Here is a 21,072-nt window from a genome sequence, read left to right as displayed (position 1 = left end):
GTGCGATATCGTCTGAGCGCAGGCAGTCCATGTTTCGGGGGATTCACACTGCGGTCGACGCGTCACGGAAATACCCCGTGCGAGAATCGGATCCGCTCCTCCCCTCGATGTCGGAACGGAGTCGAGGCGTTGCCGAGCGACCAAATGATCTTCTTGTTGTTGGATCTCGTACTGATCGTGGCCGCGGCGCGTGTGCTGGGTTGGCTGGCCGAGCGATTGGGCCAGCCTCCGGTGATCGGCGAGATCGTGGCAGGCGTACTCGCGGGCCCGACGTTGCTCGGGGCGCACTTGTCCGAGACCGTCTTCCCGCACGATATTCGCTCGTATCTCACGGCATTCGCGAACGTCGGCGTGATGATCTTCATGTTCTCGGCGGGCCTCGAGATGGATCTGCGGTCCGTCGCGGGACGGCGACGATCGGTCACCGCGGTCGCGCTGTCGGCCTACCTCACACCGTTCGCGCTCGGCTCCGCCGTCGCGGTGTGGGCGCTGGCCCGGCACGACGGCGGCAACCGGCTGAACTTCGCGCTCTTCATCGGCTGCGCCTTGGCCGTCACGGCGTTTCCGGTGCTGGCCCGCATCCTGCACGACCGCAAGCTGCTCGGCACCCGGCTGGGCCAGACGGCAATGACCTGCGCGGCATTGGACGACGTCCTCGCCTGGTGCGTCCTGGCGGTGGTCATCGGCATCGCCCGGCCCGGCCTCGGTCACCACTGGCGGTTGCTGTTGTTCGTTCCGCTGGTCGTGGTGTTGTGGTGGGCGGTGCGCCCCGCCCTGGACCGCATCGCGGGCGCCGGATCCGAGAAGAACCCGTCCAACATGGTCTTCGTCGGCGTCTCCGGCGCCCTTCTGCTGGGAGCGACCACCGAATGGATCGGGTTGCACCTGATCTTCGGCGCGTTCCTGTTCGGGGTCGTCTTCCCCCGGCGGCTGCGCGCGGCCGTCGACAGCGGCGCGCAACTGCTGAGCAGCATCTTCCTGCCCGCGTTCTTCGTGGTGGCCGGCCTCCAGGTCGACCTGGGCGGTCTGGATCGCACCAGTATCGCCGAGTTCGCGGCGATCATGTTCGCCGCGCTCGCGGGGAAACTCGGCGGTACCTACTCGGCGGCTCGGTTCGGCCGGACCGGCCGGACGGAATCCGCCGCGCTGGCCGCGCTCATGAACACCCGGGGGTTGACGGAACTGGTGATCCTGAATGTCGGGCTCACGATCGGCGTCATCGACCAGCGGCTGTACTCGCTGCTGGTCATGATGGCGTTGATCACCACGGCGATGACGGCGCCGTTGCTGAAACTCTTCGGTGTCCCGCACACCCTGCGCGACGACGGCGCGCCCCAGGGCACGGGGAAAACCGAGCGACGCGCGGAATCCGCTGTTCAGACGGAGGCCGCGGCCTCGTGAACCAACCGCACGCGGCTCCCGATCCCGCCGGCGCGCCTGCGGTCGACGACCGCCACGTCCCAGCGGCTTTCGTCGACGTCGACGAAACGTTGGTCCGTGATGTCACCTTCCTGTCCTTGTTCGTCTTCGACGCGCGACGCCGTGCTCGAGGCGAGGAAGCCGACGCCGTGCTCGAGGAGTTCCGCGCGCTGCGCGCGGCGGGGATGAGCCGCGGCGAATCCCATCGGTGGTTCTATCGGCACTGGGCCGGCCGCCAAGTCGCCGAGGTGTCGCGCACCGGCCGTGACTGGTTCGCGTCCCGTGCCGCGGATTCGGCGTTCTTCAATGTCGCGGTGCGGCGCCGGTTGGACGAGTTGCGCCGCGCCGGGACTCGCATCGTCCTGGTGTCCGGCTCGTTCGTCCCCGCACTCCACCCGATCGCCGAAGCCGTCGGCGCCACGTCGGTCTTGTGCACGACGCTGGAGACCGCGGGCGGCAGATACACCGGTGCGGTGCCCGCGACGATGGTCGGCGCCGACAAGTCCGCGGCGCTGCTGCGTTACGCCGAGCGAACGGCCGTGGACCTGTCGTCGTGCACGGCGTTCGGCGATCACCACTCCGATATCGCGATGTTCGACCTGGTCGGCCACCCGGTCGTCGTCGGCGACACCGACCGGCGGCTGCACGGCTATCCCGCGGAACGGCTGCCCGGCTAGCTTCCCTGCTGCCTTCCGTTGCCGATCGTGAACATGTGCCGATACTGCCCCGGGCTGACACCGAGATGGCGCTTGAACAGAGCCCTGGTGTTCGCCGGGTTCCCGAGGCCGACGCGGTAGCCGATCTGGTCGATCGGGAGTTCGGTCGTCTCGAGCAGTTCCCGCGCCTGGTTCAGGCGCGCGCTGGTGATCCAAACGTGCGTGGAGGTTCCGGTCTCTTGCCGGAATCGCCGTATGAAGCTGCGGCGTGAGAGATTCGAACGCTTGGCGAGATCCTCGAGCGAGTGCCTGCGGTCGAGGTTCGCCAGAATCCACGCCCGTGTCTCGGCGAGCGCGCCTGAGGAGGTCTGCTTGGCGAACTGCCGGGTGTACTGGGCTTGGCCGCCCTCGCGCACCGGGGGCGCCACCAGATCGCGAGCCCGTTCGTTGGCGGCCGCAGCGCCGATGTCTTTGCGCACCACGTGCAGGCAGAGATCGATACCGCTGGTCACTCCGGCGGAGGTCAGCACATCGCCGTCGTCCACGAACAGCCGATCCGCGTGCACCTCGACGTCGGGGTATTCGCTCTGGAGCAACGGAGCGGCCCGCCAATGCGTCGTGGCGGGCCGGTGCGACAGCAACCCCGCGGCGGCCAGCGCGAAAGCCCCGGTACAGATCGACAGCATTCGCGCGCCGCGGCCGTGGGCCGCGCGAAGCGCTCGCAGCACCGGTTCCGGCGGCGGCGTCGCGAAGGACGCGTACCCGGGCACCACCACCGTCTCCGCGTCACGCAGCGCCTCCAGCCCGGCCACCGTCACACACGACAGCCCCGGAACCGAGGTCGCCGCCGTCCGCGAGACCGCGCACACCTCGAGCCGGTAGTTCGGGTCGGATCCGAACACGTCGATCGGGATCGCGGCGTCCAGAAGCACTACTTCGTCGGGAATGACCACCGTGACCCGACGCTCTCCCCCATCCGGTTGCATGGCCCGATCGTAGCGGTGAACGGCACTCGGGCTACTACCCCGGTCTTCCGGCGCGCACATAGCCTCGCTCGAGTATGCGAGCCGACAAGCCGAAAGAAGGGGTTTGATGTCCGATTTGACGGACTTCTCGACCAGCAACGGAGGGTTCCGGAGCGTCGTCGTGACCGCTGTCGAGATGTCGACCGCCGTCGGCACCGGCACCGATGCGACATGGAAGGGACTGCTCGCCGGAGAGACCGGAATCGCCAAGGTGCAGGACCCCGACTTCGAGCGTTTCCAGGTGCCCGTCGACATCGGCGGCCAGTTCAAGCTCGATCCGACCGAAGAGCTCAGCCGCGTCCAGAAGCGCCGCATGTCCTACGTCCAGCAGGTCGCTTATGTCATGGGCAAACGGATCTGGGACACCGCGGGCCGCCCGGAGGTCGATCCCGATCGACTCGGCGTCTGCATCGGCACCGGTCTCGGTGGCGCCGACACGATCATCGAGTCCAACGACCTGATGCGGGAATCGGGCTACCGCAAGGTGTCCCCTTTCGCGGTGCCCATGGCCATGCCGAACGGCGCCGCCGCGGTGGTCGGGCTGGAGCTCGGTGCGCGAGCCAGCGTGATCACACCCGTCTCGGCGTGCGCTTCGGGATGCGAGGCGCTGGTCCACGCGTGGCGCTCGATCATCCTGGGGGAAGCCGACATGATCGTGGCGGGCGGTGTAGAAGGCCGCATCAACCCGCTGGCGGTGGCCGGATTCGCGATGATGCGGGCATTGAGCACCCGGATCGACGAGCCCGAGCGCGCGTCGCGCCCGTTCGACCGTGACCGCGACGGTTTCGTCTTCGGCGAAGCCGCCGCGCTGTTCGTGCTGGAGTCCGAAGACCACGCGCGGGCGCGAGGCGCGAAGCCCCTGGCTCGCCTGATGGGGGCGGGCCTGACCGCGGACGGCTACCACATGGTGCTCCCGCATCCGGAGGGCGCCGGAAACATTCGCGCGATGCGCCGCGCGCTGGAAACGGCAGGCGTGAGCGGCAAAGACATCGACCACGTCAACGCCCATGCGACGGCCACCTCGTTCGGCGACCTGGCGGAGGCCAAGGGGATCCGGGCGGCCGTGGGCGACCACCCCTCGGTCTACGCCCCCAAATCCGCGCTGGGGCACTCCGTAGGCGCGGTGGGCGCGGTCGAAGCCGCCTTGACCGTGCTCAGCGTGCGCGACGGTGTGGTGCCGCCCACCCTGAACCTCGACAACCAGGATCCCGAGATCGATCTCGATATCGTGCACGGCAGCGCGCGCACCCAGAACATCGAGTACGCGCTGAACAACTCGTACGGATTCGGCGGCCACAACGCGGCCGTGGTGTTCGGCCGCTGCTGACCGCGGCGACGCCCGGTGCGCCCGCCACTCATGCGTGGCGAGTTCGCCTGCCGGAATCCTCGCCGCCGGTTCGACCGGCCCCGCGGCGCGTGCGTTTTCCACGGGCGATCTCCGTCGCGAGCGCGTCGAGCGGTTGAGCGAAATGGCGCATCGGGTCCGCCAGCCCGGTCAGCCAAGCCCGCGCGGCCTCGACACCGGCGGGGTCGAGGGCGTACAGCCGTCGTGTGCCCTCGGCGCGGACGTGTAGCAGCCCGGCGTCGCGGAGCACCTTGAGGTGCTGGGAGACGCCGGGCTGGGAGATCCGCGTGCGCTGCTGCACGGCGGCGACCAGCGCGCCCGCGGGCTGCTCTTCGGCCGCCACCATTTCGAGAAGAAACCGGCGGACGGGGTCGCCGAGCGCCTCGAAGATCTTCGCCGGCGATCGATCCATCAGGACTCGGCGCCGTCCTCCGGGACGACCGTATAGAAGTCGATCGTCCGCCGCGCCGCCGAGTTCGCGGCGTCTGGATCGTCACCGTCACTTACGGCCGCCTCCGCCCAGCCGAGAGCCGCCGTCCGGACGAACGTCAGGCCCTCGGGTGTGGTCGGGAAGGCCAGCCCCTCGGCCGGGTCCACCGGATCTCCGCTCGACAAGTGCAGCCCGAGACCCATGAGGGCGAGATCCCAGCCGACGCCCACCGCACCCGGCCCGTATTGCGCCCAGAACTCGGGGGCGACCGGCGCCTCGTGCAGCAACTCCAATTCGGTGCCGTCCGCGGTCGGCGTGAGAACGACGGTGAGCCAGGAGATCTGCGGTCCCATCTCCCAGGTCACGGCGAACCGCTCCGGCGCGTCGCACTGTTCGACGACGCCGTTGGCGTTGCCTTCGAGCTGATAGCGCCCGCCGACCCGCAGATCACCGCTGATCGGCAGGAGCCAGCGCGGAATCCGCTCGGCATCGGTGAGCGCGTCCCAGAGATCCGCTCGATCGGTCGGGTAGTTCCGACGGGCGACTGCTATTCGGGTGGGTACGCCGTCGCGGGATCCGGTGCGGACCTCACGGGTCACGAGCCCGGCGATGGCGGCGGGATCGGTGAGCAACGCCATGACAACCTCCTTGATAAGTTTTGACTTATATTAGCGGCGCGCGGCGTGACCGCAAGACCGGTGCGGCGCCACCCCGAGGGACCGGACGCGCGCCGCCCCGATCAGTCGCCTGGAGACAACCCCGCGATCGCGCGCAGCGCGGAGATCATTCCCGCGACCGGGATGCCGGGATCGATCGACCGGAACAGACCCAGCCCCACGCCGAGGGCCAGCACGGCGACGGCGGCTTCGGCCCGGGGCATCGGGGTGTCGAGATCGTCCGTCGCGCGCAAGGCGGCGCCGACCATGCCCACGATGTTGTCGAGCCGGGTCGCCAACTCGGCGCGCAGGTGCTCGTCGCGCCGAGCGTGCACGCTGAACTCCAGTTCGAGATGCGTCCAGTCGGGCTCGCCGACCACCCGTTCGGCCCATTCCGTCATCCGGAGCAGTCGCTGCGCGGCCGTCGGCGCGGCGATGATCTCGGCGACCTCCGCCGCCCGCTCAGCGTGAATTTCGTCGAGCACCGCCAGACACAACTCGTCTTTGGTGCGGAAGTTCGAATACACCGCCCCTTTGGTGAAACCGGCGGCTTTCGCGACCTTGTCCAGAGTCGTGGCCTGAAAACCGTCCTCCAGAAAAAGCCGCTCGGCGGTCGCGATCAAAACAGCGCGCGTCCGCACCTGGCTCTGCGCCCGGGTCGGCCGGGAACGCCCCGCCCCCGCGAGCCGCCGACACTCATCGCTATTCCCGGACAATTTCGACCCCTTACAGATACTCTCAGTATCCGATTCTAGATGCCAGGGGTATCCCAATCGCAGGAAGGATCGCATCGTGAGGAGCCGAATACTCAGATTGGCCACAGCTTTGACGGGAACCCTCCTCGTGGTCGGGGGTGGGGCCGTCGCCGCCCCACACGCATGGACGGAACCTGCCGCCGAAACCGTCGCCAGCGACGATTTCTACATCCCGCCTGCGGCACCGGCGGGCGCACCGGGCTCCATCATCCGCACCGAAGGGTCGCGGCTGGCGATCTCGGTCCCCGGCGTCCCAGGGCAGGTCCCCGCGACGTCGACGCGCATCATGTACACCAGCAGCGATACCCACGGTGCCCGCACAGCGGTGACGGGAACCTATCTGGAACCGTCCCAGCCGTGGACCGGTCCGGGCGAACGACCGCTGATCTCCTACGCGGTCGGCACCAAGGGGCAAGGCGATCAGTGCGCGCCGTCGAAATTGCTGGCGCAATTCGTCCAATACCAGCCCCCGTTCGACGTAATCGTCGAATACGACGTACTGGCGATCTACACGCTGCTGGCCCGCGGCATGTCGGTGATGGTGACCGACTACCACGGTCTGGGCACACCGGATGTGCACGACTACCTCAACCGCAAATCTCAGGCCTACGCGGTCCTCGACGCCGCGCGCGCGGCGCTGCAATTGCCGGGCACCAGCTTGAATCCCGGATCGCCGGTCATTCTGTACGGATACTCCCAGGGCGGCATGGCCTCCGCGGGCGCGGCCGAACTGCAGCCGGGCTACGCCCCCGATCTGAACGTGCGGGGCGCCTACGTCGGCGGGCCGGTGGTAGATGACGAGTACTTCATCGCCTTCAACGACGGACGAGCCCCGCTCGGACCCGCCTTCGCGTGGATCCTCAACGGCATCGCCGCCAATTACCCCGAGACCCGGCCGGTGCTCGACGCCGAACTCAACGACACCGGTAAGGCGATCATGCGCGAGTCGATGGACAAGTGCGCCGTGCCGCTGGGACTGGCCCAGCAGTTCCCGAATACCTCACAGTGGACCACCAGCGGGCAACCACTGACGGCGGTGATCGATCAGTCGCCGGTGTTGAAGGCGGCGTTCAACGACCAGCGGGTCGGCACGATGACCCCGGGAGTGCCCGTCCTCATCGCCTCGAACCAGGCCGACGAGGGCGCGCCGTACGTGCCCGTGCGCGAACTGGCCGCCGGATGGTGCGGCGGTGGCGCACCCGTCCAGTTGAATGCGAATGCCGAGTTACCCAGCGTCATCACCGGGTTGCGGGTTACCCACGTACTGGCGTTCTTCCCCTCGCTGGGTGCCTCGCAGGACTGGATGACCGAACGGCTCGCGGGCCAGCCCGCGCCGACCAACTGCGGAGCGCTGCCCTGATTTGCGAAAGCACGACCAACTCGGATACCGTCAGTATCTGAATCGGAGATTCGGCGCGCCGCGCCGCGCACAGAGGTTCTGCTCGTAGTGCCGCGAACTTCGTGCACCATGGTCGGCCGCGGTTCGGTTTTCACGACCGAGCCGCGGCCGACTGCCTGCCCGGAGGAGCACAGGCGTCCGTGCGGCAGGCGGAGCCGCACCCCACGGTCTCCCGATGCCTCGGAGCCGGTGCATCGATTTGCAGAAAATTTGCTGTTGATCTTCGCTAGCTGGGTCGAAATCGGGACGAAAGGTGCGGATGTCGGAGTTGGCTCACCCCCGCCGACCTGAGCCACTCAGGTGTGCGCAACGGTGACACTCGGACATCTGGCACGAATCGACCCGCGTCGGATCCGGCAACTTCGACCGTCCGAAGGCCGGCTGTCGAACCTCGGCTGTCGAAATCCGCAGCGCTTCCAGACAGTCGACGTCACAGCGGCGAACAAGCGCACCGTTGCCGATCCCGTCCACGCCACACCGAGCCGAACAGGCGACACACGCGAGACGGGTCCCGAAAACCTCCCCACCGATCGGGCGTCGGACCGTGTGCGCATGATGAGGATTGCCCGCTCAGGCAGCGCTTTCCACGGTTCACCACCACCTGGCGAACTTCCAGTTATCCTGGATTGGCGCGCATGGTTCAGGTGTTGTCCGCAGTCGGAACTGTCGGTTGAGTGTCGTCCTCACGGATCGGCGAGATGACTATGACGATCTTCGAGCACACGCGAGCCCGCGACCCCAAGCGGTACCTCTGGATTCTCGGCTTGATCGCCCCGGGTTGCGCACTGCTGCCTTCCACGTTGGTGGCACACACCGGACTGGAACTGTTCTGGTGGATCGGCCCGATCATCGTGCTGGTGGTGATCCCGTTGCTGGACTGGTTCATCGGCGACGACGGAAGCAACCCGCGCGACGAAGACTACGAAGCGCTGTCCAACGATCGTTATTACCGGTGGTGCACCTTTCTGTTCCTGCCGATGCAATTCATCGGCCTGCTCATCGCCGGCTATATGTGGGCCAGCCATGAGCTGAGCCTCGCCGACAAGCTCGGCTTGGCGGTCACTCTCGGCTTCGTCTCGGGCATCGGTATCAACGCCGCCCACGAACTCGGCCACCGCGCCGAACATCTCGAACGGTGGCTGGCCAAGATCGCGCTCGCGCAGTCCGGGTACGGACATTTCTTCGTCGAGCACAACCGCGGCCACCACGTCCGCGTCGCCACACCCGAGGACCCGGCCAGCGCCCGCTTCGGCGAATCGCTGTGGCAGTTCCTGCCGCGCACCATGATGGGCGGGTTCCGGTCGGCACTGGCGCTGGAACGCACGCGCCTGGCCCGTAACGGCAAACGTTGGTTCAGTCCCGGTAACCATTTGTTGCAGGCCTGGGCGATGAGCGCGGTGCTGTTCGGCGGCCTGATCGTGACCTTCGGCCCCGTTGTCACGCCGTACCTCGCCATTCAGGCGCTCATCGGCGCGGGCCTGCTGGAAACCGTCAACTATGTCGAACACTACGGACTGCTGCGTACCCGCCGACCCGACGGGCGTTACGCTCGCTGCTCGCCGCGCGACAGCTGGAACAGCGACCGCCTGGTCACCAACATCTTCCTGTTCCACCTCCAGCGCCACAGCGATCACCACGCCAACCCCGGCCGCCGCTATCAGACCCTGCGCAGCTGCGACGTGGCGCCGCAACTGCCCGCCGGCTACGCCACCATGGTCGTGCTCGCCGCGATCCCCCCGTTGTGGCGTGCGGTCATGGACCCCCGTGTCCTCGCCCACTACAACGGCGACATGACGCTCATCAACCTCAAGCTCCGCAGACGCAGGCTACCGCTGCCCATCCGGTACCCGCGCGATGACGTGCGATGGGCCGCGGACCCCGGCACGCACGGCATGAGCCCGTCGACCGGCGACGACGACCTGTTCCCCACGGAGGCGAATCGCTGATGCGGCCGCCGCCCGGCAGGCGAGGGTACGGATTCAGTGCGGCGGGCGCCGAGCGTCGGGTTTGAGACAGGTGAACTGCATGACGTCGGTATGCCCGCGGCGGAAGTAATCGGCGGAACCGGTCAGATACCGCATATAGGCGTTATAGGTGTCCCGCCCGGCGAGCTCGACAGCCCGGTCCCGGTTTTCGTGGAGGGCGTCGGCCCAGCAGTCCAGTGTCGTCGTGTAGTGCGGTCCCAGTGCCTGGATGTCGGCGACGGTGAATCCGGCGTCCTCGGCGTATTCGGTGACCCCTTTGGGATGATGACCGGTCGGCAGCGGAAGCTCGCCGCCGGGGAAGATGGTCTCGCGCAGAAATCGCAAGAACGCGAAGTCGTCGCTGGTGATCTGGGTACCGTGTGCCCGCAGATGTTCGCGGCTGTAGCTGACCACGGTCTGCAACAGCAGCACCCCGTCGGAGGGCATGATCCGGTAGGCGAAATCGAAGAACTCTCCGTAGCGGTCCACCGGCAGGTGTTCCAGCGCTCCGATGCAGACGATCCGGTCGGCGCGCCGGTCGAAGTCCTCCCAGCCCTGCACGCGCACCCCACCGTACGGACGGCCCCGGATCAGCCGGTCGACGAGCATGTCCCGCACGTATCGGTACTGGTTACGGCTGCGGGTCAGCCCGATCGTGTTCACACCGTAGGTGTCCATGGCGCGCAGCATGGTGGAGCCCCAGCCACAACCGACGTCCAGCAGGGCCATTCCCGGCTGCAGATCGCACTTGGCCAAGGCCAGGTCGATCTTCGCCGTCTGGGCTTTTTCCAGGGTGTCGTCAGGGTGGGACCAGAAAGCACAGCTGTAGGTGCGGGTCGGGTCGAGGAAGAGCCCGAAGAACTCGTCCGGCAACTCCTCGCGGGAGAGCACCTCGTGGTAAAGGGGGGCGTGAACACTCATGATGGCGGATCTTTCGCACGAACCGGCACTGCTGTTCAGCGGAAGCCGCCGGGCGGCTTCCTGCCGGGTACGGACCACGATGTGAACGCACCGACCACGCGCTGCCGACGGGGACGACCACGCTGTTTCCCGTGGCCGGCCTCGGCCGACACATCTTCACGCTACCTCGCTCCACGAGAGCACGTCCTAGAACGGTCCATCTCGGCAAACTCGAGGCCAATCGCGACTCGCCCGACTCCCTGAGGCCGGATCGGGCGGCAAGGCAGCGCGCGGGCCTCGGACCGGCAGCCCGATGCGGATGCCGGTGCGTCCGGGCCGCTGCCACCCCGGCCGCAGCTGTGAACATGCCGCGCGAGGTTGTCAGGCCTGCTCGTACTGCGCGCGGAGGTCGTGCTGTTCCACTCGCGACATCGGAAAGATGCCCAGTTGCCGTGCGAGTTCGGTGACCAATGACGCGCCGTGCCCGGCCGCGGCGGCGCCGAAGACGAATCGGTCGGGGCGCAGCACGAGGACGCCGCCGGGGCGCAGTCCGGCCTTGCCGAACCAGCGGGTCAGAGTGCCGGTGTGGTCTTCGATGTCGGTGACGTCGTCGCGGCCGTCGCCCGGTTTGCCCTGCGGGCGTCCACCGAGCGGATACACGGTGACGAAGGCGGCGTCGAGACCACGCAGGAATGCCAATTGCTCCGGCCCGAAGGCCCGGCGCGGATCGGTGCCGTAGCCCAGGACCGCGAATCCGATGCCCAACGCCTCGTCCAAGCGCCGGTGACGTCCGTTGTAGTCGCGGATGTCCGGTTGCGGGGCAAGGGTTCCCTCGATACCACGCAGCACGCGCCGGGGCAGACCGAGGTAGGCGCCGCGACGGAAGCGCGGCCGCGGTTTCATTTTCGCGCCGCGGATCCAGCCGCCGAGCCCCGGCACCCGCAGCGCGGTGGTGAGCCCGATGTCCCTGGCCGCCGCGAGCAGCTTGTTGTCGAGCGAGACGATCTGCTTGTTCAATACCGACAGATCGATCATCGCCTTCGCGTGCGGCCTCCGCTCGGACTCGTAGCTGTCCAGGATGTCCAGCGCCGCACCGTGTTCGATGATCGCGGTCAGCTTCCAGGACAGGTTGTCCGCATCGCGCACTCCGGAATTCATGCCTTGACCGATGAACTGCGGGGTCATGTGCGCGGCGTCGCCCGCGACGAGGATCCGCCCGTCGCGCCAGCGATCGGCGACAACCGCGTTGAAGGTGTAGACGAGTTTGCGCAGCACCTCCACTTCGTCCGGGTCGACGAAGCGTGCGATGTAGCGGCGTACGGTCTCCGGGTCCTCCATCTCCTCGTTGGTCTGGGATTCCGACAGCATGAACTCGAACCGGTGATGCCGGTCCGGCTGCGGGCAGGACACGATCGGCAGTTCCGGGTCGCACACGAAGTTGAAATACGGCAGATGCCGGAACGCATCGACACCCTCACGGGCTCTCAGATCGACGACCAGCCACCGTTCCGGAAAACTGGTGCCGGACATCTCGATACCGAGCTTGGTGCGCACCACGCTCCGGCCGCCGTCGCAGCCGACCAGGAACTTCGCCCGCACCCGTTCGGCCGTGCGCGGATCGGTGTCCGCCGGGCGCTTGCCGTAGCCCGTACCCCGGCATTCGGCGTGCTCGACGTGCACGCCGTCGGCATCCTGGTCGAAGTCGACCGCCTCGCGACCGCGCCGCACCGTGACGTGCGGATAGCGGTCGAGTGCCCGTTCGAGCGTGTTCTCCAGATACGGCTGGTACAGGAAGTTGACCACGGGCCAGCCCAGCGGCCGGTCGGTCTGATGGAACTGCGCCAGCACCGAGCCGTCCCCGCGCACCCACTGCACGGTCGAATCGACGTTCATGTCCGCCGCCAATTCGTCCGCGGCCCCGGCGGTCTGGAAGACCCGCATGCCTTCGTCATCGGTGTACACCGCGCGGGCCATCCCGTAGTACTCCGGCTCCCGTTCCAGCACCAGCACTCGCACCCCTCGCCGTCCCAGCAGGTTGGCCAGGGTCAAACCGGTCGGGCCGAGGCCGACCACCACCACATCGACATCGAAGTCGCTCATCGCGACAGTCCTCCCGTCAGTTCGGCGACAGTGGGTTCCGGAGTTTTGATGGTCCGCAGGGCTTGCCGGAACTGGGCGAACTTGTCCAGCACCGTCTCCCCCACCGTGGTGTGGCCCCAGATGCTGATGCCCTGATAGGTGCTCGGTTCCCAGGTCGATTCCAGTTCCGGGCCGATCACCACCGGATTCCAGCCGACCTCCAGCTCGAAACCGGACGGCGTCACGCAATAGAACGACAATTCGCGATCGTTGGTGTGCTGGCCGACCGACCACGCCATCCGGAAACCCAGATCGGTGACCCGGCCGAACGCGGCCAGCATGTCCTCCAGGCTCGCGGACTGGATATTGATGTGCTGCACCCGAGTTCGCAGCGGATCGATCTTCATCCCGCGCAGGTTCGCGATCGCGATCGAATGGTGACGCTCGTTCACTCGCAAGAACCGGATCTTCATCGTCAAGCCGGAGATGTTTTCGTCGATGTAGTCCGTCAACCGCGCGTCGAACACCGTGTCGTAGTAGCCGCGCATCGACTCCGGTTCACGGGAGACGATCGCCACGTGGCCCATCCCCGCCTCGCCGGTGACCCAGCCGGAACTGAGCATCCGCAAGGGTTCCGGACTGGTCACCGGCGTTGTGAAGATTTCGGTGGCGATGCCCTTGGGGCCGGGGAAGCGCCACAGGCGCTGCACGCCGCGCGCGGCCGCCTGCTCGGCGGTGCCTTCCTCGATCGGCACGCCGCGGTCGCTCACCCGGGCAAGGATGCGGTCGAAGGTCTCGTGGTCGTCCACCTGCCAGCCCAGCGCGGTGACGTCCTCGGCCGTGCCGTGCCGGATGAGGAAGCGGCAGGCGTGGTCGTCCAGACGGAAGCGCAACATGTCGGTGTCCAGTTCGTCGACGTGCATCCCGATGGCCAACCCGCCGAACCGGCGCCAGTCGGCCAGCCGCCGCGAATGCACGACGACATAGCCCAGATGCACCGCGCCGAACACCGACCCACCGGTTGCCCGGCCCGTGCGCTCGCTCATCACGCCGCTCCCAGGAACGCGACGGCCAGCGCGTTGAACAGCTCCGCGCGCTCCCACTGCACCCAGTGGCCGGTCTCCGCCGCCAGGTACAGATCACAGTTGGGCATCCGCTCGGCGAGCATGCGCCCACCGTCGGGCCGGTTCACCTTGTCCTCGGCGCCCCAGATCACCAGCGTCGGATTGCGCACGCCCGGCAACCGTGCGTCGCGGGTGAAATCCATGCGCCACAGCGTTCGCAATGCCGACGGTCCCGAGGGACGCCGCAAGGGCGGATCGGCGAGCACGTCGGGATCGAGACTGGCCCGATAACGGTCGTCGATGATCTCCTCGGTGACACCGCCGGCATCGTGAACCAGATACTCGCGGATGAACTCGGCCAGCTTGGCCCGGCTAGGGCCGTCACCGCCGTAATAGGACAGCAGCGACTGCAAGCCTTTGGTCGGCAACGCGCGCGTGGTTCCCACCCCACCGGGGCCCATGAGGATCAGTTTCCGCACCTTCTCGGGTCGGTCCATGGCCAACCGCAACGCCGCCGCTCCCCCGTAGGAGTTGCCGATCAGGTGTGCCGAGTCGATATCGAGGGCGTCGAGCAACCCACCGACCGCCGCGGCCAAGTCGCCGAACGGATCGGACTGGTCGATGCGCTTGGTCGAGCGCCCGTAGCCGGGCATGTCCGGAACGATCACCCGGAAACGCCGGGCCAGCGCCTCGATGTTGCGGGAGTAGTTCGACCTACCGCTGGCTCCAGGTCCGCCCCCGTGCAAGAGCACCACGGCGGCGCCCGCGCCGGCTTCGCTGTAGAAGATGTCTCGATTGCCGACCCGGATCATCCGCCCGGTCTCGGCGGCACTGTCGGTTGTCACCACTACCTCCAGATCGTTGATCTGATGCAATCATCAGTTATGTAGAAATAGTCTGTCAAGCAACAATGATGAAATCATCAGAATTGCTTGCGCAACGACCCGAGGGTGCGCCAGAGTGAGGGTCCGGACCTCTTCGAGCCCGGTGCGCCCGGAGAAAGGACTGCTAAAACCCCATGAATCGCATCGACGTGCATCAGCACCTGATCCCGCCGGACTATGCCGAAGCGCTGCGGGTGCACGGTGTGACCGCCCCGGGCGGGCGTGCACTGCCCGAGTGGAGTCCCGAGGCGGCGCGTGCGTCGATGACGCGGGCCGGGATCGCTTCGGCGGTGCTGTCGGTGTCGACGCCCGGCACCACGTTCCTGGCCGACCCGGCACAGGCGGCCGCACTCGCCCGCTCGGTCAACGACTACACCGCCGCGCTGGCGCAGGCCGAACCCGGCCGGTTCGGGTTCTTCGCAACCCTCGCCATGCCCGACGTCACCGCTGCCGCCGACGAGGCTCGACGCGCCCTCGACGACCTGCACGCCGACGGCGTCGTGCTGCTCGGCAACGCGGCGGGGACCTATCTGGGCGAGGACGGGCAGGACGACCTCTTCCGGGTGCTGGACCGGCGATCGGCCGTCGCGTTCGTCCACCCCGCGGACCTGCCCGCGCCCGCCGTGCCGGGCGTCGCGCCATTCGCCGCGGATTTCCTGCTCGACACCACCCGCGCGGCGTACCTGCTCGTACGCAATGGCATTCGGCGGCGGTATCCCAACGTCCGCTTCGTCCTCGCCCACGCAGGCGGGTTCGTCCCCTACGCCGCACACCGCATGGCACTGGCCATCTTCAACGACACCGGGCGCAGCCCGCTGGACATCCTGGACGACTTCGCCGGGTTCTATTTCGATACCGCGTTGTCGGCGAGCGCGGCGGCACTGCCGTCCCTGCTCGCGTTCGCCGAACCCGGGCACGTGCTCTACGGCAGCGACTGGCCCTTCGCGCCCGAACCCGCGGTCCACTATTTCAACGCCGGGCTCGACACTTTTCCCGGATGTGACGACAGCACGCGGCGAAACATCCAGCGCGACAATGCCATCGCGCTCTTCCCCCGCTTCGGTGCGACCGCACCGGCGCCGGAGCCACCGCTGCTCGCCAGGGCACGGACGAGCCTTCGGCGCAAACTCTTCCGCAGCGTGGCGCGGGCGATCGCCCGGCGCTGAACCCGGCCTTCGGCGCCGGCCGTCGCACCGATCCTTCGGTGTCGGATCATAAGCGCGTGCCGCTCCGGGCGTCGGGTGTCAACCGCGAAGTCGTTCGAACTCCGTCGCACAGTGGGCGGAGAAGACCGTCACCGCGTCGCCGTTGTCGTGGACGAGTTCCCGTAGCCGCTGCTGATTCTCGATGCGGGACTGTCGCCGAGTGTCCACGTACCACTGGAAGATTCGCGCGCCCAACGGCATCGACGGCTTCGCACGCATCTGCCCGTGATAGGTGTATGCGTCACCGGCGTGCAACAGCCAGCCGTTTCCGGTGTCGACCGCGACGCCGACATGACCGCGCGTGTGTCCGGCCAGCGGAACCATGAGGATTTCCGGCGGCAGCCCCCGCAGTTCACGCACCGCCTGGAACCCGAACCAGCGCTCCGCGTCGCTGTCGGTTTCGTCGTACACCGACCACTCGGGTCCGTGCTCGAATTGCACCGGCCGATACCGCAACTTCTCGCGCCTGCCGAAGGGGCCCGCGACGGCATCGAGTTCCGCCCGGTGCACATGCACGGTGGCCTGCGGGAAATCGGCGAGGCCACCGGCGTGATCGAGATCGAGGTGCGTGACGATGACGTCGCGGACGTCGTCGCGGGAGAAGCCCAGCGCCTCGATCTGCCGTGCGATCGGCTGGTCCAGAACCGGATTCGATTGCCGGATGAGTTGACGCCCCACCCAGACATCCGGCCGGGACAGCGCCTGCTCGCCGTAACCCGTGTCGACCAGGACCAATCCAGCGGAGTGCTCGATCAACAAACAGTGGCAAGCTCCGGCGGCCGTACGCCGAAACCCCGGCCGGCCGTCGAACAAACGGCCTCCGAAGGGACGGGTTCCCCCGGCATCCAGATGATGGACACGCACCAGTCCGCTCCTATCCGCGCCGTCCGACCAGCCACGCTACATGCTGACGCTTCCGGACGCGACAGATACCGGCGAAGCTCGTGATACCAAGTGCGCGAACGTATTCAACCCGGAAGACCATGCGACGGGAGCACGAGAGCACTCCCGCCGCGGACCTCGTCAGGCGATCTTCAAGGTGCCTCCGTCGATGACGTAGTCCGCACCGACGATATTCGCGGCTTTCGGTGACGCGAGGAAGGCGACGAGAGCGGCGACCTCCTCCGGCTCGCTGATCCGGCCGGAGGCGATGCCGAACTGCTCGGGCACGGCCGCGAGCAGTTCCTCCTGCGAAAGCCCCTGCGCGGCAGCGAACTTGGCGCCGACACCGTCGGGTCCACGCCACAGCGGCGTGCCGACCACGCCGGGAGAGACGGTGTTGACCCGCACTCCGCGCGGCCCGAACTCCTCGCTGAGCCGCTTGGTGAGCGCGGTCAACGCGGCCTTGGCCTCGCTGTAACCGACCGGGCCCGCGGCGGGCAGATGCTTGTTGATCGATGAGATGGTGACGATCGAGCCGCGCCGTTCCAGCAGGCTCGGCAGGGCCGCACGGGTGACCCAGATCGCGCTGAACAGATTCAGGTCGAACAGCTCGCGCCACTGCGCGTCATCGACCTCGAGGAATCCGCCCAACTCCAGGCGCGCGGCGTTCACCGCGCCGACGTTGTTGATCACGATATCGACGCCGCCCACTTCTTCGAGGGCGGCATCGATCAACCGAGTCGCCCCCTCGGAAGTGGAGAGGTCGACGGGAACGGCCGCGACACTGGCCTTTTCGAGCTCGGGGGTGATGGTGCGCGCGGCGCCGACCACCCGGACACCTTCGGCGGTCAACGCCTCCGCCACCGCGAGGCCGATGCCGCGACCGGCGCCGGTGACGACGGCGGTCTTGCCGGACAGTTCGAGATCCATGAGGGAACCTTTCTTTCTTGAACTACAGGTCAACAATGTGGGCAGCAAGCGGGCCGACGGTCGGGCATCGGAATTCAGAGGCTGGTCAAAGCGGTATCGATGACGCGATGCAACGTGGGCGCATCGTAGGTCTTGGCCATCACTCGCAGGCCGACGATGGTGTTCATCAAGAATTCGGCCGCCGCCCGAGGGTCGGCCCCGGCGCGCACGTCACCGTCGCGCCGCCCCTGATCGATGCGAGCCTCCAACGCTCCGATCACACGGTCCTGCATGGCGCGGACCGCGCGGGTGATCTCCGGGTCGTGTCCGCCCAGTTCCATGGCGGTGTTCACCGCCAAGCAGCCGCGCCGAACCGGCTGGGCCAGGTCGGAATCCACCAGACCGCACAGGAACGTGGCCAGACAGTCGCGAGTGGAACCCGGGCGGGACAGGATCTCGGCGGCCAGCTCGGCACCGAGCCGGTCGTAGCGATCCAAAGCCTGGTCGAACAACGCGCGTTTGCTACCGAAAGCGTGGTAGAGACTCCCCTTGCCGACCCCGGTGGCCTCGGCCAGCTGCGCGGGCGAGGTGTTGGCGTACCCATGGGTCCAGAACGCCTCCATGGCCCGCTCCACCACCGTGTCCGGATCGAAGTTGCGCGGCCTGCCCATGATTTGAACCGTAATAGTTTTCGACCGGCAGGTCAAGAAAGCGTGTGATTCGGCGCCTCTCCGGCCCGCCTGCCGGGCATCGGCCATGAGATCGGGGCGATCCTAAAGCTTCCGATCGATTCGTCGCGGCTCGATACTTCCGGCATGCATGCGACGACCACCGGCGGCCGGATCAGGCCGCACGGTGGTGCGGGACAGGTGCCGAGTTGAGGCACTCACCGCAATCCTCGGTCACCCGCCCACCGGTCATCCGCGATCGGGCTGCCGCTCTCTGGTGCTGCCTGGGGGCGGGCTTCGCGACGCTGCTCGACTCCGCGGCGGTCGCTTTCACGGCGCCGGACGTGCGGTCGACGCTCGGTCTGGCGAACTCGGACGTGCAGTGGTACCTGGCGTCGTACTCGCTGACCTTCGGCCTCGGGCTCGCCCCCGCCGGGCGGCTCGGCGACGCGTACGGCCGCCGCAACCTGTTCGTCGCCGGACTCGGGCTGTTCCTCGTGGGCGCCGTCGTCTCCGCGTTCGCCCCCGGCGCGTGGCCGCTGATCGCGGGCCGGTTGGTGCAGGGCTTCGGCGCGGGGGTGATCAGCGCGCAGGTGCTCGGCGTCATCCAGGACGTCTTCACCGGAGCCGCCCGCCTGCGCGCTCTCGCTGCGTACACCACCGCGGGCGCGCTGGCCGCGATCGCCGGGCCGGTCCTCGCCGGAACGGCACTCTGGATGCTGCCGCCGGATCTGGGCTGGCGCGCCGTACTGGTGCTGCCCGTGCCGTTCACGCTCGCGACGGTCGCGCTCGGCCTCCGCGGGCTCCCTCGCGACGTCCGTGGGCGCCGCTCGACCGATCTGGACCTCCCAGGGATCGCGGCGCTCGGACTGCTCGTCGTCATCGTCACGATCCCCGTCATCGATCCGGGTCTCCCCGCCCCAGCGGTCGCCGCCATCGTCGTCGCGAGCGGACTTCTCGTCATCGGACTGGCCCTCTGGGAGCGCGCATACGCCCGCCGCGGCCGTCTGCCGCTGTTCGCGCCGCCGTTGATGCGTTCCCGGGGCTACGTCACGGGAAATGTGGTGGCGCTGCTGTGGTTCGGATCGATGCTCGCGTTCACCACGGTGAAGACGGTGTACTTCCTCCAGGTCCACAAGATCCCCGCACTGGTGGTCGCGCTGGCACTGATTCCCTCCGCGCTGGCCCGGATCTTCGCGGCGCGTTGGGGGCAACGGCTTTTCGCGGTGCACGGGTCCGTGGTCGTAGCCTACGGGCTCGTCGTCCAAACCGCCTGCATGGCGGCGACCGCCGCCACGACACTGCTCCTGGACGGATGGATTCTGTTCCTCGTGCTGGCCGCGATCCAAGTCGCCTGCGGTCTCACCAGCGGCGTGGTGGAGCCGCCGCTGCGGGCGGTGACGCTGGCGTTCTCACCCTCGTCGTTGCACGGGGTGGCCGCGTCCTTCCTGCAGTTGACGCAGCGGCTGTCGGCCACGTTCTGCATCGCCATGACCACCGGCGTACTACTGGCATTCGGTGGAACCGCGTCGTCGGCGTCACTTGGCTGGGCGGTGCTGCTGTGCTTCGCGGCCTCGGCCCTGGCGACAGTGGCGGCGTTCGCGCCCGACTTCCGCACCGGCGCGAATACGCCGCAGACGTCGATGGTTTCGACACACGCGCGATGACCCGCCCGCGCCTCCACGCGGTCGATGCATCGGAATCGCGGTGAGCGCAACCCGTGTCGGGTGATCGTGCGCCTCGCTAACGTTCTCTCGTCGGACGCTGTTGTGGAGGAGTGCGCGGTGACCACTGATTCGATTGTCGACGTCGATACCTCGCTACACCCGCTCGACGACCCGGTGCGGGCGTCGCTGCGTGGCGAACACCGCCGGTTCGCCGGCTGGGTGGGCCGGGTCGGCCGCTACGACCCGGAGGTCGCCAGGTTCGTCGGCCACCCGCCCGTGCTGGACGAACGAGACTGGGCCGATCTGGCCACACTTCTCGGGCCGGGCGGCAGCACCGCGTTGCGCGGCTACGGCCACGTGCCGCCCGACGGCTGGACGGTCCTGAACCACATGGACTCGGTGCAGATGGACGGCACCGCCCTGCGCGTCGCCCACGACCCGGAACTGGAACGGCTCACCGCGGCGGCCGTGCCCGAGATCCTCGAGCTGATCGCTCGCACCCAACCCGGCCCATTCGCTCCACGGACCATCGAGATGGGCACCTATCTGGGGCTGCGGGTCGACGGCAGACTCGTGGCGATGGCCGGAGAGCGCATGCACCCGCCGGGCTGGACCGAGATCAGCGCCGTGTGCACCGACGGCGGATTCCGTGGCCGCGGCTTCGCTACGCGCCTGGTCCGCGCGGTCGGCGCGGGCATCCGCGCGCGGGGTGAGACACCGTTTCTGCACGCTTCCGCCGGCAATACGTCGGCGATCCATTTGTACGAGACGCTGGGATTCACGCTGCGCAAACGTTCGAAATTGACTGTCGTGCAGGCCCCTGCGCAGTCGTCGCCCACGAGTGTCATGGTTTGACGCACCACGCCGGGGGGTGATCAGTTCACGCTTTGTTAGAGATGCGTTTACAAATATTCATGCCCGGGCAGAACGTCGCGGAGGCGAATGTCTCGCGGGGCATGACTGTCTCGAATTGCTCGCGCTGCGAAGGACGACAGACCTCGGTATGCTCCCCCCGTTAGTCGAATTACGCTGCGGTCGAACACTTTTGGCGGACCGGTCGGTATGACGGCCGGGTTCGGCCGTGGCACCGAATGCCGGCGGCGTAAGCAGGGGAGTTCAGAAGTGTCGAGGTGGCACCGGGTACACGGATCACCAGGATTCACGA

At 67.7% G+C, this 21,072-nt stretch carries 19 protein-coding genes; 8 read left to right on the top strand and 11 right to left on the bottom strand.

The annotated features are described in order from the left end of the window. Positions 1 to 129: 129 nt before the first annotated feature. Positions 130 to 1,401: a cation:proton antiporter gene (locus ACWESM_RS13690; RefSeq protein ID WP_355076621.1), complete on the top strand. Its 1,272-nt coding sequence runs from the start codon at positions 130 to 132 to the stop codon at positions 1,399 to 1,401. Continuing rightward, positions 1,398 to 2,096 carry an HAD family hydrolase gene (locus ACWESM_RS13685; protein ID WP_452491973.1) on the top strand — a complete coding sequence of 233 codons (699 nt, stop codon included), beginning with the start codon at positions 1,398 to 1,400 and terminating at the stop codon, positions 2,094 to 2,096. Before ACWESM_RS13690 ends, ACWESM_RS13685 begins: the two co-directional genes overlap by 4 nt. On the opposite strand, the gene ACWESM_RS13680 is transcribed toward ACWESM_RS13685, so the two are convergent. Beyond that, a complete protein-coding gene (locus ACWESM_RS13680; protein WP_355076625.1) occupies positions 2,093 to 3,061 on the bottom strand; it encodes a GlxA family transcriptional regulator in 969 nt (322 codons plus the stop codon). The genes ACWESM_RS13685 and ACWESM_RS13680 overlap by 4 nt on opposite strands. A gap of 106 nt (positions 3,062 to 3,167) precedes the next feature. Here ACWESM_RS13680 and ACWESM_RS13675 point away from each other — a divergent pair, with 106 nt between their 5' ends. Next, positions 3,168 to 4,427, top strand: coding sequence for a KasA/KasB family beta-ketoacyl-ACP synthase (locus tag ACWESM_RS13675; RefSeq protein ID WP_355076626.1), 1,260 nt, complete (start codon positions 3,168 to 3,170; stop codon positions 4,425 to 4,427). 28 nt (positions 4,428 to 4,455) lie between these two features. Here the strand turns inward: ACWESM_RS13675 and ACWESM_RS13670 are convergent, their stop codons facing one another. The 3 genes from ACWESM_RS13670 to ACWESM_RS13660 form a co-directional block, all read right to left on the bottom strand. After that, positions 4,456 to 4,857, bottom strand: a complete 402-nt coding sequence (locus tag ACWESM_RS13670) for an ArsR/SmtB family transcription factor (protein WP_452491971.1) — start codon at positions 4,855 to 4,857, stop codon at positions 4,456 to 4,458. Continuing rightward, positions 4,857 to 5,513, bottom strand: a complete 657-nt coding sequence (locus tag ACWESM_RS13665; RefSeq protein WP_452491970.1) for an SRPBCC family protein — start codon at positions 5,511 to 5,513, stop codon at positions 4,857 to 4,859. The genes ACWESM_RS13670 and ACWESM_RS13665 overlap by 1 nt, the downstream gene beginning before the upstream one ends. Positions 5,514 to 5,614: 101 nt before the next feature. Next, positions 5,615 to 6,154: a TetR/AcrR family transcriptional regulator gene (locus tag ACWESM_RS13660; RefSeq protein WP_364435750.1), complete on the bottom strand. Its 540-nt coding sequence runs from the start codon at positions 6,152 to 6,154 to the stop codon at positions 5,615 to 5,617. 169 nt (positions 6,155 to 6,323) lie between these two features. On the opposite strand from ACWESM_RS13660, the gene ACWESM_RS13655 reads away from it, so the two are divergent. Together ACWESM_RS13655 and ACWESM_RS13650 are read left to right on the top strand one after the other, a co-directional pair. Then, positions 6,324 to 7,646: a lipase family protein gene (locus ACWESM_RS13655; protein WP_452491968.1), complete on the top strand. Its 1,323-nt coding sequence runs from the start codon at positions 6,324 to 6,326 to the stop codon at positions 7,644 to 7,646. 737 nt (positions 7,647 to 8,383) lie between these two features. Then, the gene (locus ACWESM_RS13650; protein WP_355076635.1) at positions 8,384 to 9,631 is read left to right on the top strand and encodes an alkane 1-monooxygenase; all 1,248 of its coding nucleotides are present in this window, start codon (positions 8,384 to 8,386) and stop codon (positions 9,629 to 9,631) included. A gap of 33 nt (positions 9,632 to 9,664) precedes the next feature. Here ACWESM_RS13650 and ACWESM_RS13645 read toward each other — a convergent pair whose 3' ends face one another. The 4 genes from ACWESM_RS13645 to ACWESM_RS13630 all read right to left on the bottom strand — a co-directional run bounded on the left by ACWESM_RS13645 (position 9,665) and on the right by ACWESM_RS13630 (position 14,504). Then, positions 9,665 to 10,570: a class I SAM-dependent methyltransferase gene (locus ACWESM_RS13645; RefSeq protein WP_364435757.1), complete on the bottom strand. Its 906-nt coding sequence runs from the start codon at positions 10,568 to 10,570 to the stop codon at positions 9,665 to 9,667. Positions 10,571 to 10,930: 360 nt separating this feature from the next. After that, the gene (gene mhpA, locus ACWESM_RS13640; RefSeq protein ID WP_452491966.1) at positions 10,931 to 12,649 is read right to left on the bottom strand and encodes a bifunctional 3-(3-hydroxy-phenyl)propionate/3-hydroxycinnamic acid hydroxylase MhpA; all 1,719 of its coding nucleotides are present in this window, start codon (positions 12,647 to 12,649) and stop codon (positions 10,931 to 10,933) included. Further along, positions 12,646 to 13,674, bottom strand: a complete 1,029-nt coding sequence (locus ACWESM_RS13635) for a VOC family protein (RefSeq protein WP_452491964.1) — start codon at positions 13,672 to 13,674, stop codon at positions 12,646 to 12,648. The genes mhpA and ACWESM_RS13635 overlap by 4 nt, the downstream gene beginning before the upstream one ends. Next, a complete protein-coding gene (locus tag ACWESM_RS13630; RefSeq protein ID WP_364435824.1) occupies positions 13,674 to 14,504 on the bottom strand; it encodes an alpha/beta hydrolase in 831 nt (276 codons plus the stop codon). Before ACWESM_RS13630 ends, ACWESM_RS13635 begins: the two co-directional genes overlap by 1 nt. Positions 14,505 to 14,710: 206 nt before the next feature. On the opposite strand from ACWESM_RS13630, the gene ACWESM_RS13625 reads away from it, so the two are divergent. Beyond that, positions 14,711 to 15,742: an amidohydrolase family protein gene (locus ACWESM_RS13625; RefSeq protein ID WP_452491962.1), complete on the top strand. Its 1,032-nt coding sequence runs from the start codon at positions 14,711 to 14,713 to the stop codon at positions 15,740 to 15,742. A 78-nt stretch (positions 15,743 to 15,820) separates the two neighbouring features. Here ACWESM_RS13625 and ACWESM_RS13620 read toward each other — a convergent pair whose 3' ends face one another. The 3 genes from ACWESM_RS13620 to ACWESM_RS13610 all read right to left on the bottom strand — a co-directional run bounded on the left by ACWESM_RS13620 (position 15,821) and on the right by ACWESM_RS13610 (position 18,243). After that, a complete protein-coding gene (locus ACWESM_RS13620) occupies positions 15,821 to 16,645 on the bottom strand; it encodes an MBL fold metallo-hydrolase (protein ID WP_379252661.1) in 825 nt (274 codons plus the stop codon). A 159-nt stretch (positions 16,646 to 16,804) separates the two neighbouring features. Continuing rightward, positions 16,805 to 17,593 carry an oxidoreductase gene (locus tag ACWESM_RS13615; RefSeq protein WP_452491960.1) on the bottom strand — a complete coding sequence of 263 codons (789 nt, stop codon included), beginning with the start codon at positions 17,591 to 17,593 and terminating at the stop codon, positions 16,805 to 16,807. Between the two features lie 74 nt (positions 17,594 to 17,667). Next, complete coding sequence (locus ACWESM_RS13610) at positions 17,668 to 18,243, bottom strand: TetR/AcrR family transcriptional regulator (RefSeq protein ID WP_355076651.1); 576 nt, start codon at positions 18,241 to 18,243, stop codon at positions 17,668 to 17,670. 206 nt (positions 18,244 to 18,449) lie between these two features. Between ACWESM_RS13610 and ACWESM_RS13605 the strand changes: the two genes are divergently transcribed. Continuing rightward, entirely contained in the window at positions 18,450 to 19,907 is a 1,458-nt protein-coding gene (locus ACWESM_RS13605) for an MFS transporter (protein WP_452491957.1), read from the top strand. Positions 19,908 to 20,024: 117 nt separating this feature from the next. Beyond that, the gene (locus ACWESM_RS13600; protein WP_452491956.1) at positions 20,025 to 20,762 is read left to right on the top strand and encodes a GNAT family N-acetyltransferase; all 738 of its coding nucleotides are present in this window, start codon (positions 20,025 to 20,027) and stop codon (positions 20,760 to 20,762) included. Positions 20,763 to 21,072 lie beyond the last annotated feature (310 nt).

The sequence above is a fragment of the Nocardia sp. NPDC003999 genome (genome assembly GCF_053604885.1).
Note: the sequence above shows the minus strand (reverse complement) of the source record. Positions and strands in the feature narration are given on the sequence as shown.